The organism is Citrobacter sp. wls827, assembly GCF_005280875.1.
GTDB classification, from domain to species: domain Bacteria; phylum Pseudomonadota; class Gammaproteobacteria; order Enterobacterales; family Enterobacteriaceae; genus Citrobacter; species Citrobacter youngae.
The window spans coordinates 479,331-492,103 of record NZ_SZWR01000010.1 but is presented as its reverse complement, the minus strand read 5'-3'; the positions used below and the strand labels follow the sequence as shown (position 1 = coordinate 492,103).

Here is a 12,773-nt window from a genome sequence, read left to right as displayed (position 1 = left end):
AGCAAATTTATTCTTTGCTGCCGGGAATTTGCACGCGGCTACAAGCGTAGAAGTGGAGGTTCCCGGACTGTTAACTGACCACACTGTCTCTTCAATCGGGCATGATTTTTATCGTGCATTTAGTGACAAGTGGGAAAGTGAGTACACAGGAAATTTAACTATCAATGAAAGACCCAGTGCGCGTTGGGGAAGTTGGATCACCATAACGGTCAATCAGGACGTTATCTTCCAGACTTTTTTATTCCCCACGAAAAGAGACTTCGACAAAATTGTCGTCTTCGCATTGGCACAAACTGAGGAAGCATTAAATCGCCGGCAAATAGATCAAACACTATTAAGCACGAGCGATTTAGCGCGCGATGAATTCTAAAACATGATTTTGTCCGGAGGCTTTCATGCGTGTCAAACATGCAGTGGTTTTGCTCATGCTAATTTCACCATTAAGTTGGGCCGGAAACATGACGTTCCAGTTCCGAAATCCAAACTTTGGTGGCAACCCGAATAACGGCGCTTTTTTGTTGAACAGCGCTCAGGCGCAGAACTCCTATAAAGATCCGAGCTATAGCGATTACGGAATTGAAACACCGTCAGCACTGGATAACTTTACTCAGGCGATTCAGTCACAAATTCTCGGCGGCCTGCTCACCAACATTAATACCGGTAAGCCGGGAAGAATGGTGACCAATGATTTTATCATTGATATCGCTAACCGGGACGGGCAGCTGCAATTGAATGTTACCGACAGGAAATCGGGAAAAACATCAACGATCGAAGTGTCGGGTTTACAAACACAGTCAACCGATTTCTAAGCCATAGCCACGAAAGGAAAAAATCATGCAGCGCTTACTTATAATGGTTGCAGTATTTTTACTCAGCGGATGCTTAACGTCCCCACCGCAAGAAGCCGCTAAACCGACATTAATGCCTCGCGCCCAAAGTTACAAAGACTTGACGCATCTCCCGATGCCTACGGGTAAAATCTTTGTATCGGTTTACAATATCCAGGATGAAACTGGTCAGTTTAAACCTTATCCGGCAAGTAACTTCTCCACTGCCGTACCGCAAAGTGCCACGGCAATGCTGGTTACCGCGCTGAAAGATTCGCGTTGGTTCGTCCCGCTGGAGCGTCAGGGATTACAGAACTTACTGAACGAACGAAAAATCATCCGTGCGGCACAGGAAAACGGCACGGTTGCCATTAACAACCGAATTCCGCTGCAATCATTAACCGCAGCTAACGTGATGGTGGAAGGTTCAATCATCGGCTATGAAAGCAACGTTAAATCAGGTGGTGTCGGCGCGCGTTATTTCGGTATTGGTGCCGATACGCAATATCAACTCGACCAGATAGCGGTAAACCTGCGCGTAGTTAACGTCAGTACCGGTGAGATCCTTTCTTCGGTCAATACCAGTAAAACCATCCTGTCTTATGAAGTGCAGGCAGGGGTATTCCGTTTCATTGACTACCAACGGCTTCTGGAAGGGGAAATTGGTTATACCTCTAACGAACCGGTCATGCTTTGCCTGATGTCAGCCATTGAAACTGGCGTTATCTTCCTGATAAATGACGGTATCGATCGCGGCTTGTGGGATTTGCAGGATAAGAAACAAGTTGATAACGACATTCTGGTCAAATACCGCCATATGTCGGTACCTCCAGAGTCCTGATACTAAAGAGAGAATAAAAAGCGTGAGGAAGCCCTCACGCTTTTTTTATTTACTGGTCAGCGTGGATGAAGCCGGGTTTTCGCGACGTGATGCCAGCCACAATCCGCTGTTTTTCATCGCATAGCCGAATACCAGACCTAGCGCCAGAGACGGCACAACCAGTTGCCAATCCCCTTGCCCTGCAAACGTTGCGCATGCGCCAATAAACGTGCCTGGCACAAATGAAAGCAGCCATTGCTTTGCCTGGATACACATCATAAATGCGACAATTCCCGTCATGACATAGCCAAGGATGTCCATATGCGGGGCAAGTGCACTACCATTAATAATCACCAACGCCCACACCACACCGCTTAGCAGCGTACACGCCGAGATCCACAGCCCTTTCAGTCCACCTTGTGGGCAGGCAAAATAGGCTGTACAGCCCAGGAAGCCAGCCCAACTGAGTAAACCAAGAGAAACGGCCACCCATCCCCAGAGTCCGGAGAGAATGCCCGTTGTGATTGCAATAGAGAGAAGTATGTTCATGCCGCGCATCTTAGCAGAAAAACGGCATGGTAATGAGATCGTGCACACAATTCATGCAAGATGATGAATCTCGTTGCAGTATATAGTGACTTAAATCACATTTATTCGTCTGTATCTTCCTGTAATTCATCCCACATTGCACTAATTGCATCGCGCGTCAGTGGCGCCATAGTTCGCCAGAAAGCGGTATTCGCATGCGCCTCAACTTTACCAAGGAACGTGTCGCACCAGGGAAGCAGGTAGTCAACAAACAAGATTTCCAGTGCTTCACTCTCATCTTCTGCGGACTGGTCTTCAAGCCAGGATGCCGCCAGCAACAAGGTACCAATATGATCGGCTGGTGTATCCGCCAGCGGCATTCCACGCGCAGACAGGAATGCACGAACATCCGCTTCCTTCGCCCCTTCTACCCAGGCGCTACGATAAGGCGGCACTGAACACTCTTTCCCGACAAACAGCGCGTTGTAATCTGCAGCAAGCTGGGGCATATCACAGCTTTTCTGCAAACGGGCCAACAGCTCATCCTGTTCCAGTGGCCAGTTAGCAGACAGTTTACCTTCGCTAATCAAGGTAAACAGGGGAACCAGTAAAGGGTCCTGCGGTTGGCGGTAAAACAGCGAGCCCAGTACACGGCACAGGATAGAAAACTCGTTCATTGATATATTCCAGTTAGTAACAATTAAAGTTCAGCAAATTCCGCGATAGGCTCCATGCCCCGCGATTCCAGAAACGACAGCAAGCGTTTTGGTGAAACGTTCAGAATTCGGTCTTCCGGGAAGCCCACATCATCCAGAATCTTACGGCATTCACCGAACTCTCCCAACGTGAATGCGGTATGGGAATCTGAACCCAGGGCCACCCAGCCACCTGCATCACGTACTGCCGCAGCCACAGCGCGACAGTTATCTTCACTGCCCTTACGCGAATGCAAAAACGAGGAATTATTGATTTCCAGCGCGACCTGATATTTTGCCGCCGCCTGTGCAATTGCAGTGATATCGACGGGATATTTGGGATTTCCTGGATGGCTGATAATATGCACATTGCCGCTCGCCATCGTGGCGATCATCGCCTGGGTATTCGTGTCTTTATCGTGAGGTGCAAAAACCGGCTCATGGAAGCCTGCAATAATCAGATCGAGTGAGTCAAACATCGGCCCTGAGCAGTCAATTTCACCTTCTATATTCTTAATATTCGCCTCAATTCCGCGCAGGATCCCTACGCCATCTACAACACGCGGCCAAATACGCATGTTAATAAAGTGCCAGTGATGAGGCGCATCCGCCATGTCCGGTCCATGATCGGTAATGGCAAACAGCTTGATGCCTTTGCGATGAGCTTCAGCGATGTAATCACTTAAGGTGCTGTAGGCATGGGTGCTGGCAACGGTATGCATATGCAGGTCAACGGGATACATAACTCTCTCCTGTAGTCGTTTTCCGTCAAGGATAGCAGGTATCGCCGCCATTAATACCCTAAATAATTCGGGTTGTATTTAGTCGAAACCCGGCGCTGGCCGGGTTGACATTGATATCAGTAACCCCGAACGCGATCGACCTGACCGGTAACCGCTTTTCCACTTTCCAGGCTCAGGATTGTACGAGAAATATAATCCACCGCTTCCGCTGGGCGCGTTACCGCAGCAATGTGCGGCGTCATCGCCACACGTGGGTGTTTCCACAATGGGTTGTCTTCCGGTAGCGGTTCTCGGCTATAGACATCCAGCATCGCACCTTTCAGTTTTCCGCTATCCAACGATGCCAGAAGATCGTCTTCATTGAGATGAACACCACGCGCCAGGTTCAGCACATAGGCTCCATCCTGTAATTGATTCAACAGTCCGGCATTAATAATGCCTACCGTTTCTGCCGTATTGGGCAGAAGATTAATCAGCACACGCGTCTGGCTTAAAAATGCACTCAATTCTTCGGTGCCCGCAAAACTTTCCACACCAGGCCAGGATTTACGGGTACGGCTCCAACAACGCAGTGGGAACCCCCATGCCTGCAGGCTCTCTGCCACTTTAGCCCCTAATACACCAGCTCCCATGATGCCGATGGTAAATTCATCACGGGTGTACTCTTGCAACGGCTGCCACTTCGCCTGGGATTTTAATGCCTGATAGTCATCAAAGCGGCGGAACCAGTGCAACACCTGACTCACCGCATACTCCTGCATTTGCAGACCCATACCGGTATCTTCCAGACGGAAAAGTGGAATCGAGGTATCCAGCATCTCCGGGTGTGCTTTAAGCTTACTGAGGATGGAGTCCACTCCGGCTCCCAATGCAAAGACAGCTTTTAACTTTCGCCCTGCCAGCATTTCAACCGGCGGATGCCAGACCAGCGCATAGTCGGCATGGGCATTATCACCCGCTTTCCACTCGCGAACGTTAGCGCCAGGGATGGCTTTCGTCAGCGCCTTTACCCACCAGGCCGTATCAAATGTAGGGTGATAGAAAATTATTTCCATATTGTCTCCTGAACATTGTTATGCGGAACATTCTCGCACTTATTATCATCATTTTCCGAGGGAACATCAGATTAGCAAATTTCAGAGTGCTGGCAAAAAAAACAATTCCCGCTCATTTAAGCCCCATGTTGCTTGAAGTTTGTGTAAATGCACGTTTTTTTGAAAAAGTAGATTGACGCCGGGGCGGTATTTCCCCTACATTAGCGCCCGTTCCAGCAGTACAGGAACAACAATATGGTGAGGTGTCCGAGTGGCTGAAGGAGCACGCCTGGAAAGTGTGTATACGGCAACGTATCCGGGGTTCGAATCCCCGCCTCACCGCCATATTCGAGAAAGAGCTCGTACGCATGTACGGGCTTTTTTTTCGCATGTTGCACAGTCTGGCGGGGATGAGAAGCCCGGACCGGGGTACGGGCTTTTTTTCGCCTCTGTCCCATACAGACTATCAACCGCCCTCAGAACCCGTCGATGGATCTTCGCTTTCAGTCAGTTCCTACGCCATATATGCATTCCTGACATACACTAGTTAAAACGATAAAAGTGAGGCAACAGGATGATAGCATTCCCGGCCAGCTTACTGATCCTGAATGGAAAAAGTGCTGATAACCTTCCCCTGCGTGACGCTATTGCTCAACTGCGCAATGAGAGTGTCGAAATCCATGTTCGCGTGACCTGGGAAAAAGGCGATGCACAACGTTACGTTGATGAAGCGCTCCGGTTGGGCGTAGCAACGGTGATTGCCGGCGGTGGTGACGGTACCATCAACGAAGTATCCACTGCGCTGATCCACTGTCAGGGGGAGAATGTTCCGGCGCTCGGGATTTTGCCATTGGGAACGGCAAATGATTTTGCTACCAGCGTTGGCATTCCTGAAGCGCTGGACAAGGCATTAAAGCTGGCCATTGCCGGGAATTCGGTAGAGATTGATATGGCGCAGGTCAACGATAAAACCTGCTTTATCAATATGGCGACCGGAGGGTTCGGTACTCGGATCACCACCGAAACACCGGAGAAACTCAAAGCCGCCCTTGGCGGTGTGTCGTACTTTATTCACGGGTTAATGCGCATGGATACGCTGAAGCCAGACAGTTGCGAAATTCGCGGCGAAAACTTTCACTGGCAGGGGGACGCGCTGGTGATTGGTATTGGCAATGGGCGTCAGGCCGGTGGTGGACAGCAACTTTGCCCGACAGCGCTCATTAATGACGGCCTGCTGCAACTGCGAATCTTTACCGGTGAGGAGCTGATTCCGGCACTGCTATCGGCGATAACTCAGTCCGAAGACAATCCGAATATCATTGATGGCACATCATCATGGTTTGATATCCGTGCGCCACATGAAATTACCTTCAATCTGGATGGTGAACCGCTCAGCGGGCAAGAGTTTCATGTTGAAATCCTGCCTGCAGCCCTGCGCTGCAGGCTACCGCCGGGTTGCCCATTATTGCGCTAATCCGACGGCACTCTACTGACATCAGGCAATCGTGACTTTGTTATCCAGATAAACATCCTGGACGGCATTAATCAGCTTCACGCCGTCAGCCATGGTTTTCTTGAACGCTTTACGTCCAAGAATTAACCCCATGCCACCGGCACGCTTGTTAATCACCGCGGTACGTACCGCATCGCTGAGATCGGTTTCTCCGCCGGCCGCACCACCGGAGTTAATGAGTCCGGCGCGTCCCATATAGCAGTTCGCCAGTTGATAACGCACCAGGTCAATCGGGTTATCACTGGTCAGCTTGCTATAGACACGATCGTCGGTATAGCCGAAGTTAACCGCTTTATACCCGCCGTTATTCTCCGCCATTTTCTGTTTAACGATATCCGCGCCGATAGTTGCCGCCAGATGGTTTGCCTGCCCGGTCAAATCAGCCGAAACATGATAATCCACACCGTCTTTCTTAAACGCAGAGTTGCGCAAATAGGCCCACAGTACCGTCACCATACCCAGCTCATGGGCGCGCTCAAAGGCTGCAGAGATCTCTTCAATCTGGCGGCGCGACTCCTCTGAACCAAAATAAATGGTTGCCCCCACCGCGACCGCGCCCATATTGAACGCTTGCTCCACGCTGGCATACAGCGTCTGGTCAAAGGTATTCGGGTAGCTAAGCGTTTCGTTATGGTTAATTTTCACCAGGAATGGAATGCGATGCGCATAACGGCGGGAAACAGACGCCAGCACGCCATAGGTTGATGCGACGCAGTTGCAGCCCGCTTCAATCGCCAGCTCAACAATATTTTTCGGATCAAAATACAGCGGGTTTGCGGCAAACGATGCCCCAGCAGAATGTTCCACACCCTGGTCTACAGGCAGAATCGACAAATAACCGGTCCCGGCGAGCCGTCCGGTGTTGTACAGCGTCTGCATATTACGCAGCACGGCGGGGGGACGGTTATTGTCAACCATCACGCGATCGACGTAATCATGTCCTGGCAGGTAAAGTTGGTCAGAAGGAATGGTCATACAACGATGCTGTAAAAGGTTGTCGGCATCTTTGCCAAGCAACTGCGCAATATCAGTCATAGCTATGCTCCCGTAAGTTCCGATTTGATCTCGGAAGTGGATTGTCCTGACCCGCCTGATGGCGGGCAGCAATAAGCCTGGTACTGACTGCGCATTTTTTCCATCTTTAGCGCACTTTTCAGCGATTTCCGCTGGCTCGATTCAGGCATCAAAAAATGATACAGCGGTCAAATTTAGACCATAAAGGTATTTAAAAGGTATTATTGAATGGTACTATCCAGACGTACCTTACCTGTCATGAAGGATTTAAAGATGAAAACTACAGTTAAGCTGTCGTTCATGATGTTTGTGGAGTGGTTTATCTGGGGCGCCTGGTTTGTGCCGCTTTGGCTCTGGCTGAGTAAAAGCGGCTTTACTGCTGGTGAAATTGGCTGGTCTTATGCCTGTACCGCCATTGCCGCGATCCTCTCCCCGATCTTCGTCGGTTCGATCACTGACCGCTTTTTCTCTGCGCAAAAAGTACTGGCAGTGCTGATGTTTGTCGGCGCGATTTTGATGTATTTTGCAGCGCAGCAGACGACGTTCGGCGGATTCTTTCCGCTATTGCTGGCGTATTCACTCACCTATATGCCGACGATTGCACTAACCAACAGTATCGCCTTCGCCAACGTCCCGGATGTCGAACGTGATTTTCCGCGCATTCGCGTAATGGGCACGATCGGCTGGATTGCTTCCGGCCTGGCTTGCGGGTTCTTACCGCAAATGCTCGGCTATAACGACATTTCACCGACCAACATTCCGCTGCTCATTACGGCCGCGAGTTCCGCGTTACTGGGTATCTTCGCTTTCTTTTTACCGGATACACCACCGAAAAGTACCGGCAAGATGGATTTCAAAGTCATGCTGGGTCTGGATGCGCTGATCCTGCTGCGTGATAAGAACTTCCTGGTCTTTTTCTTCTGCTCTTTTCTGTTTGCCATGCCGCTGGCGTTTTACTACATCTTCGCCAACGGCTACCTGACAGAAGTTGGGATGAAAAATGCGACCGGCTGGATGACGCTGGGCCAGTTCTCTGAAATTTTCTTCATGCTGGCACTGCCGTTCTTCACCAAACGCTTTGGCATTAAAAAGGTACTGTTGCTTGGTCTTATCACTGCCGCGATCCGCTACGGATTTTTTGTTTACGGCGGCGCGGAAGAATATTTCACCTACGCCCTGCTATTTCTCGGCATTCTGCTACATGGCGTTAGCTACGACTTCTACTACGTTACGGCCTACATCTATGTCGATAAAAAAGCGCCAGTGCACATGCGTACCGCTGCGCAGGGGTTAATCACTCTCTGCTGTCAGGGATTCGGCAGCCTGCTCGGCTACCGCCTGGGTGGGGTGATGATGGAAAAAATGTTTGCTTATAAAGAGCCGGTGAATGGCCTCACCTTTAACTGGGCTGGCATGTGGGGATTTGGCGCGATCATGATCGCCGTTATCGCCGTGCTGTTTATGATTTTCTTTCGCGAGTCAGACAAAGAAATCACCGCCATTAAGGTGGACGACCGCGATATCGTATTGCAACAAGGGGAAATTAAATGAAAGCAGAACGTATTCTCGGTGCTCTTTATGGGCAGGCGTTAGGGGATGCGATGGGTATGCCGTCGGAACTGTGGCCACGAACCCGGGTAAAAGCTCACTTCGGTTGGATCGACCGTTTTTTGCCCGGTCCGGCGGAGAATAATGCCGCCTGCTATTTCAGCCAGGCGGAGTTCACTGATGACACCTCCATGGCGCTGTGTCTGGCAGATGCCCTGCTTGAGTGCGACGGAGAAATTGTACCCGACGTCATTGGTCGCAATATTCTGGCCTGGGCAGAGCGCTTTGATGCCTTCAATAAAAACGTGCTCGGCCCGACCTCAAAAATTGCCCTAAACGCCATTCGCGACGGCAAACCCGTCGCCGAACTGGAAAACAACGGTGTCACCAATGGGGCGGCTATGCGCGTGTCGCCATTGGGATGTCTGCTACCGACAGACAATCTTGATGCGTTTATTGATGATGTGGCATTGGCCTCCAGCCCGACGCATAAATCGGATCTGGCTATCGCTGGCGCAGTTGTGGTCGCGTGGGCGGTATCACGCGCCATTGATGGCGGAAAATGGTCAGAGATTGTCGACGCGCTGCCTGCCATTGCCCGTCATGCCCAGCAAAAGCGGATCACCACCTTCAGCGCGTCTCTCTGTGCACGCCTTGAACTGGCGCTGAAAATCGTCCGTAACGCCGACGGCTTTGAGTCTGCCAGTGAGCAGCTGTATCAGGTGGTGGGGGCTGGAACCAGTACGATTGAATCCGTACCTTGCGCCATCGCCATGGTCGAACTGGCGCAGACCGATCCTAACCGCTGTGCCGTACTGTGCGCGAACCTCGGCGGCGACACTGACACCATCGGGGCAATGGCAACCGCTATTTGTGGTGCGCTACACGGCGTAAGCGCGATTAATCCGGCATTGAAACATGAGCTTGATGCGGTAAATCAGCTGGACTTTATCCGCTACGCCAGTGGATTACTGCGCCTGCGTGAGCAGCGGGAGGCGCTATGAGCACCGCGCGTCTGCAACAACTTCTCTCGCAGTTACGTACACAGCGGCCAGTAACGGTGGTGGGTGCGGCGGTGATTGATGTGATTGCCGATGCGTATGCCCTTCCCTGGCGAGGCTGTGATATCGAACTCAAACAGCAAGGCGTGAACGTTGGCGGCTGCGCGCTCAATATTGCCGTGGCGCTTAAACGTTTAGGTATCGAGGCCAGCAATGCGTTACCGCTGGGTCAGGGCGTGTGGGCCGATATTATCCGCAACCGTATGGCGAAAGAAGGATTGCACAGCCTGATCGATAATGCCGAAGGCGATAACGGCTGGTGTCTGGCATTGGTAGAGCCAGACGGTGAACGCACATTTATGTCCTTTAGCGGCGTTGAGAATCAGTGGAATGCCGCCTGGCTGGCACAGCTGGATATCCCGCGTCATAGCCTGGTGTATCTCTCGGGTTATCAGCTGGCATCCCCGTGCGGTGAATTGCTGGTGCAGTGGCTGGAAGGTCTGGAAGAGGTGACGCCGTTTATCGATTTTGGCCCGCGCATCGGCGACATTCCCGAGCCCTTACTGGTACGAATTATGGCCTGCCGTCCGCTGGTGTCACTTAATCGTCAGGAGGCGGAAATTGCTGCCGAGCGATTTGCATTGAGTCAGGATGTGGAAGGTTTTGGCGCAGAATGGGTGCAGCGTTTCACCGCACCGGTGGTCGTGCGTCACGATAAAGACGGCGCATGGTATTTCAGCGCACAGACATCTGGCTGCGTACCGGCATTTGCAACGGCGGTCGTTGACACCATTGGCGCAGGTGACAGCCACGCCGGCGGCATGCTGGCTGGGCTGGCATCAGGCTGGTCGCTGGGCGATGCCGTCCTGCTTGGCAATGCAGTAGCATCCTGGGTGGTGGGTCACCGCGGCGGCGACTGCGCCCCCTCACGCGAGGCGTTACTCCTCGCACACAAAGACGTATAGGTCGCTTCGACAGTAACTGATACTGTATTCAATAGGCCGTTGCTGCTGATCAAGCGCTACCTGCTTGATCACCAGTACCGGCACTTTGCTGTCCATCTGGATATGTGACTGAAACTCGGCGTCCGGCATCCGCGCGCTAACGCGTGAGCGTGTGCGCTGTGGAAAGATATGCTGGCTGCGGAAATAGTCGTACAGGGAAACGCCAATGGCATCCACGTCATGGATAAGATGAGTGGGTACCCATGATTCTTCAATAGACACAGCATCTTCATCAACATAGCGAATTCGCTTGAGCAAGAAGACCTCACTGCCGACAGCAATGGCCAACTGCTGAGCCACCTCTTCCGGGCAGGGCACCACGCGTTTATTCACCCACAGCGTATCCGGCTTTTTACCGCGTAACACTACCTGTTGTGAAAAACCGCGCGCTTCTTTGAGCGAATACTCGAAGATGTTATTGATTTGCGTCCCGTAGCCACGCGCACGCGTCACCACCCCCTCTTCTTCCAGCGCCTGCATCGCTTTGCGCACCGTAATGCGTGAAACGCCGGTCAACTGGCTGAGGTCGCGCTCGCCAGGCAGGATATTGCCATGCTCCAGGATCCCACTGCGCACGGCGTTCTTAACCGTTTGAGCGAATTTCATATACAGCGGCGTGTTGTCCGCCGCTGAAATACGTTCATTCAGTTGCGCGATAAGCTGGGTATGCGCTTGTTCCATTTATCTTTTTCCTGGCAGCCGTTTCTGCAGCCAGTATACCATTTCTGCTCATCACCACCACGCGTGGAAATGATGCACCGGACCAATCCCCCCGCCCACTTCCAGCGTATCCGCCTGCGCCAGCGCCGCAGAGAGCCACAACTTAGCCTCCTGTACCGTATCAGCCCAGTTAACATGGCGTGGACGCAGTGCCGCCAGCGCTGCTGACAACGTGCACCCTGTTCCGTGCGTATTTTTTGTCACCACCCTTGGCGCGGTGAAACGCTGTTCGCCATCGCGGGTAAACAGCCAGTCAGGGCTTTGCTCATCATCAAGATGACCCCCTTTCATTAATACCGCCTCACAGCCCAGCGCCCGCAACGCGCGCCCCTGCTCTAACATTTCCTGCTCCGTTCGGGCATGCGATGCCCCGAGCAACGCCGCCGCCTCCGGCAGATTAGGGGTAATAATCGACACTTGCGGTAACAGACGGGTACGCAGCGTTTCAACCGCAGAGGAAGACAATAGCGGATCGCCGCTTTTTGCCAACATTACCGTATCCAGTACGACGTTTTGTACCCGATGACTCTGTAAACGTTCGGCAACGGCTTCGACAATATCGGTTTCTGCCAGCATGCCGATTTTGGTGGTATCAATGCGCACATCGCTGAACACCGAGTCCAACTGTGCAGCAACAAAGTCAGGTTCAATGCGATACACCGACTGCACCCCGCGCGTATTTTGTGCCACCAACGCGGTAATAACTGAGCAGCCGTATGCGCCAAGCGCCGAGAAGGTTTTTAAATCGGCCTGAATACCCGCGCCACCGCTTGGATCGGTTCCGGCGATCGTTAATGCGTTAATCCGTTTCATGCTTGCTCCTGGGCGTTCAGGTTATAGAGAGCGTCGAGAAATGCCGGAACAAAACTTCCCGGTCCCGTCGATTGTTCAGTGGCGCGTTGTCCGGCTTGCTTCATCCAGCTACAGGCAGAAGCAACATTATTCAACCGGTCGCCCTCCAGGGCGCAACTGGCTGCGACTACCGCTGACAATGCACAGCCGGTGCCCACTACGCGCGTCATCAACGGGTCACCGCCGCTCACGCAGACGGTACGCTGACCATCGGTAACATAGTCAACTTCGCCGGTCACCACGACAATGGTTCCAACCTGGCGTGCCAGTGTTTGTGCTGCCGGAAGGGCTACCGCTGGCGTATCAGTCGTGTCTACACCGCGCCCCACTCCGTTCATCCCCGCCAGCGCAAGGATTTCTGAGGCGTTACCGCGAATAGCCGCTGGCTGTAGCGCCAGTAAATCCAGACAGAAGCGACGACGAAACGCCAGTGCGCCCACGGCAACGGGATCGAGCGTCCAGGGGGTTTTCGCC

The 12,773-nt window shown here is 52.4% G+C and carries 15 protein-coding genes and 1 tRNA gene; 8 read left to right on the top strand and 8 right to left on the bottom strand.

Translation table 11 applies throughout. The annotated features are described in order from the left end of the window. The 3 genes from csgE to csgG all read left to right on the top strand — a co-directional run. Positions 1–370: curli production assembly/transport protein CsgE (csgE, locus tag FDX03_RS05650; RefSeq protein ID WP_137345695.1), on the top strand; the 370-nt coding region annotated here is incomplete at its 5' end. 25 nt (positions 371–395) lie between these two features. Beyond that, positions 396–809: a curli production assembly/transport protein CsgF gene (gene csgF, locus FDX03_RS05645; RefSeq protein WP_005129126.1), complete on the top strand. Its 414-nt coding sequence runs from the start codon at positions 396–398 to the stop codon at positions 807–809. Between the two features lie 25 nt (positions 810–834). Then, positions 835–1,668: a curli production assembly/transport protein CsgG gene (gene csgG, locus FDX03_RS05640; protein WP_048211204.1), complete on the top strand. Its 834-nt coding sequence runs from the start codon at positions 835–837 to the stop codon at positions 1,666–1,668. A 45-nt stretch (positions 1,669–1,713) separates the two neighbouring features. Here csgG and FDX03_RS05635 read toward each other — a convergent pair whose 3' ends face one another. The 4 genes from FDX03_RS05635 to ghrA all read right to left on the bottom strand — a co-directional run bounded on the left by FDX03_RS05635 (position 1,714) and on the right by ghrA (position 4,668). Beyond that, entirely contained in the window at positions 1,714–2,196 is a 483-nt protein-coding gene (locus FDX03_RS05635) for a DUF1097 domain-containing protein (RefSeq protein WP_048211203.1), read from the bottom strand. A 101-nt stretch (positions 2,197–2,297) separates the two neighbouring features. Next, positions 2,298–2,852 (bottom strand): molecular chaperone, encoded by a 555-nt coding sequence (locus FDX03_RS05630; protein ID WP_137345582.1) that lies wholly within the window; start codon positions 2,850–2,852, stop codon positions 2,298–2,300. Positions 2,853–2,875: 23 nt separating this feature from the next. Next, positions 2,876–3,613 (bottom strand): phosphatase, encoded by a 738-nt coding sequence (locus tag FDX03_RS05625; RefSeq protein ID WP_048211201.1) that lies wholly within the window; start codon positions 3,611–3,613, stop codon positions 2,876–2,878. A gap of 116 nt (positions 3,614–3,729) precedes the next feature. Continuing rightward, a complete protein-coding gene (ghrA, locus tag FDX03_RS05620; protein WP_040230648.1) occupies positions 3,730–4,668 on the bottom strand; it encodes a glyoxylate/hydroxypyruvate reductase GhrA in 939 nt (312 codons plus the stop codon). A gap of 236 nt (positions 4,669–4,904) precedes the next feature. Between ghrA and FDX03_RS05615 the strand changes: the two genes are divergently transcribed. Together FDX03_RS05615 and yegS are read left to right on the top strand one after the other, a co-directional pair. Next, a tRNA-Ser gene (locus tag FDX03_RS05615) sits at positions 4,905–4,992 on the top strand. Positions 4,993–5,221: 229 nt separating this feature from the next. Next, positions 5,222–6,121 carry a lipid kinase YegS gene (gene yegS, locus FDX03_RS05610; protein ID WP_061068138.1) on the top strand — a complete coding sequence of 300 codons (900 nt, stop codon included), beginning with the start codon at positions 5,222–5,224 and terminating at the stop codon, positions 6,119–6,121. A gap of 21 nt (positions 6,122–6,142) precedes the next feature. On the opposite strand, the gene fbaB is transcribed toward yegS, so the two are convergent. Then, positions 6,143–7,195, bottom strand: a complete 1,053-nt coding sequence (fbaB, locus tag FDX03_RS05605) for a class I fructose-bisphosphate aldolase (protein WP_005129139.1) — start codon at positions 7,193–7,195, stop codon at positions 6,143–6,145. A gap of 252 nt (positions 7,196–7,447) precedes the next feature. On the opposite strand from fbaB, the gene FDX03_RS05600 reads away from it, so the two are divergent. The 3 genes from FDX03_RS05600 to FDX03_RS05590 are packed head-to-tail and all read left to right on the top strand — an operon-like array spanning position 7,448 to position 10,688. After that, on the top strand, positions 7,448–8,725 hold the full coding sequence (locus tag FDX03_RS05600) for a nucleoside permease (RefSeq protein WP_048211198.1): 1,278 nt from the start codon (positions 7,448–7,450) through the stop codon (positions 8,723–8,725). Then, positions 8,722–9,726, top strand: coding sequence for an ADP-ribosylglycohydrolase family protein (locus FDX03_RS05595; protein ID WP_137345581.1), 1,005 nt, complete (start codon positions 8,722–8,724; stop codon positions 9,724–9,726). Before FDX03_RS05600 ends, FDX03_RS05595 begins: the two co-directional genes overlap by 4 nt. Next, positions 9,723–10,688, top strand: coding sequence for a PfkB family carbohydrate kinase (locus FDX03_RS05590; protein ID WP_137345580.1), 966 nt, complete (start codon positions 9,723–9,725; stop codon positions 10,686–10,688). Before FDX03_RS05595 ends, FDX03_RS05590 begins: the two co-directional genes overlap by 4 nt. On the opposite strand, the gene FDX03_RS05585 is transcribed toward FDX03_RS05590, so the two are convergent. From FDX03_RS05585 to thiM, 3 genes are all read right to left on the bottom strand, one after another. After that, positions 10,662–11,408: a GntR family transcriptional regulator gene (locus FDX03_RS05585; protein ID WP_137345579.1), complete on the bottom strand. Its 747-nt coding sequence runs from the start codon at positions 11,406–11,408 to the stop codon at positions 10,662–10,664. The genes FDX03_RS05590 and FDX03_RS05585 overlap by 27 nt on opposite strands. Positions 11,409–11,459: 51 nt before the next feature. Next, entirely contained in the window at positions 11,460–12,260 is an 801-nt protein-coding gene (gene thiD, locus FDX03_RS05580; RefSeq protein WP_137345578.1) for a bifunctional hydroxymethylpyrimidine kinase/phosphomethylpyrimidine kinase, read from the bottom strand. Then, on the bottom strand, positions 12,257–12,773 hold a 517-nt coding region (gene thiM, locus FDX03_RS23080; RefSeq protein ID WP_249357000.1), incomplete at its 5' end, for a hydroxyethylthiazole kinase. The genes thiD and thiM, both read right to left, overlap by 4 nt.

Excerpts from the sequence above, each read along its gene's own strand:
- ghrA (WP_040230648.1), bottom strand. The coding sequence starts at position 4,668 with ATGGAAATAATTTTCTATCACCCTACATTTGATACGGCCTGGTGGGTA.
- FDX03_RS05585 (WP_137345579.1), bottom strand. The coding sequence starts at position 11,408 with ATGGAACAAGCGCATACCCAGCTTATCGCGCAACTGAATGAACGTATT.
- yegS (WP_061068138.1), top strand. The coding sequence starts at position 5,222 with ATGATAGCATTCCCGGCCAGCTTACTGATCCTGAATGGAAAAAGTGCT.
- fbaB (WP_005129139.1), bottom strand. The coding sequence starts at position 7,195 with ATGACTGATATTGCGCAGTTGCTTGGCAAAGATGCCGACAACCTTTTA.
- csgF (WP_005129126.1), top strand. The coding sequence starts at position 396 with ATGCGTGTCAAACATGCAGTGGTTTTGCTCATGCTAATTTCACCATTA.
- FDX03_RS05600 (WP_048211198.1), top strand. The coding sequence starts at position 7,448 with ATGAAAACTACAGTTAAGCTGTCGTTCATGATGTTTGTGGAGTGGTTT.
- FDX03_RS05625 (WP_048211201.1), bottom strand. The coding sequence starts at position 3,613 with ATGTATCCCGTTGACCTGCATATGCATACCGTTGCCAGCACCCATGCC.
- FDX03_RS05590 (WP_137345580.1), top strand. The coding sequence starts at position 9,723 with ATGAGCACCGCGCGTCTGCAACAACTTCTCTCGCAGTTACGTACACAG.
- FDX03_RS05635 (WP_048211203.1), bottom strand. The coding sequence starts at position 2,196 with ATGAACATACTTCTCTCTATTGCAATCACAACGGGCATTCTCTCCGGA.
- thiD (WP_137345578.1), bottom strand. The coding sequence starts at position 12,260 with ATGAAACGGATTAACGCATTAACGATCGCCGGAACCGATCCAAGCGGT.
- csgG (WP_048211204.1), top strand. The coding sequence starts at position 835 with ATGCAGCGCTTACTTATAATGGTTGCAGTATTTTTACTCAGCGGATGC.
- FDX03_RS05630 (WP_137345582.1), bottom strand. The coding sequence starts at position 2,852 with ATGAACGAGTTTTCTATCCTGTGCCGTGTACTGGGCTCGCTGTTTTAC.
- FDX03_RS05595 (WP_137345581.1), top strand. The coding sequence starts at position 8,722 with ATGAAAGCAGAACGTATTCTCGGTGCTCTTTATGGGCAGGCGTTAGGG.